At 47.5% G+C, this 1,392-nt stretch carries 2 protein-coding genes; one reads left to right on the top strand and one right to left on the bottom strand.

Features of this window, described 5'->3' with window-relative positions; genetic code table 11:
• Positions 1-82 precede the first annotated feature (82 nt).
• Positions 83-1,009: a flagellar hook-length control protein FliK gene (locus A3762_RS17555; protein ID WP_068756864.1), complete on the bottom strand. Its 927-nt coding sequence runs from the start codon at positions 1,007-1,009 to the stop codon at positions 83-85.
• A 146-nt stretch (positions 1,010-1,155) separates the two neighbouring features.
• Here A3762_RS17555 and A3762_RS17550 point away from each other — a divergent pair.
• On the top strand, positions 1,156-1,392 hold a 237-nt coding region (locus A3762_RS17550), incomplete at its 3' end, for a hypothetical protein (protein ID WP_156493555.1).

Genomic DNA, 1,392 nt, shown 5'->3' with positions numbered 1-1,392 from the left:
TTTCTATTTATTGCTTTGTTAAGCAAGAGTAATGCGAAAAGAAGGGGCGCACGAACGCGTGCCCCTATGTTGACTTGATGTATTAGGCGTAAGCGTCGACCAAACTATCGCTCAAACTGACGTTTTGATTTGGATTATCCGAGACAACACTTTGATGATTTTGCGGTGTACTCGTACCAGCACTATACGCCACAGATTGATCTTCTTGACCACCTTGCTCAGGCGACGACTCTTGGCCAGAGCTTTGACCTAACGATTGCTCGCCTGCGTCAGCAAGTTCCTCAGAGCTGCCATTCAGCATTTCTTTTAGCTTGTGAATATTCGCCTCAAGTAATTCGCGCACACCTTGGTTCTGAGCATTGATGTTTATAGAACTTTGCTCAGCACCGATCTGAATTTTTATATCAATCGGTCCCATATCAGCAGGATTCAAATGCAATTCGGCCTGTTGAATATTACGAGCACTCATCCACATCAACTTTTGATTTAACTGATTTGACCAGTCGGGGTCATCAACAGCTAATGGCAATGAACTAACATAAGCTTTACCCGCTTGTGACTCCGGCACTCTGCTATCTGAAACGAGGCGTTGATTCGTCAAACCCTCAAATTTGCTCAGACCTAAGTCAGGCGCATCGTCAACATTCTGGATACCACGAGAACTTAGCTCGAACTGCAGCTTCGCTCTAAAATCACTTTCGGAAACAAGCGCACTACTTTCAGGTTGCAGCGAAGTACTCGTGATGTTTGCCGCGTTAGCATTATACGGAGAGTTGCTGGTCAGACCTGCAGAGGTATTTGCGTTTTGCGAAGCAGCTGCTTGAACTTGTGCTTGAGCTAAACCTTCAACCCGCATACTGGATGCAGCGTTCGACAATGCTGGCCCTGCAGCGCTTACCTGCGCCATCATAGTATTACCAACCTTCATTGCACCTACGACATCAGATGCACCATCAGCAGCGTTCGGACTTGTATCGGTGCGTATAACCGAAGTCCTACTATTCAACACTGTCTCACCAACGGCCGAATTTNCTTGCCCGTCCTTAGCAGATACTTCAAAACCATTCCNAAGGGACTGAGGAGACTCAGTCCCTTGGGAATGGTTTTGAAGTATCTGCTAAGGACGGGCAAGTAAATTCGGCCGTTGGTGAGACAGTGTTGAATAGTAGGACTTCGGTTATACGCACCGATACAAGTCCGAACGCTGCTGATGGTGCATCTGATGTCGTAGGTGCAATGAAGGTTGGTAATACTATGATGGCGCAGGTAAGCGCTGCAGGGCCAGCATTGTCGAACGCTGCATCCAGTATGCGGGTTGAAGGTTTAGCTCAAGCACAAGTTCAAGCAGCTGCTTCGCAAAACGCAAATACCTCTGCAGGTCTGACCAGCAAC

This window comes from Oleiphilus sp. HI0125, assembly GCF_001635355.1.
Note: the sequence above shows the minus strand (reverse complement) of the source record. Positions and strands in the feature narration are given on the sequence as shown.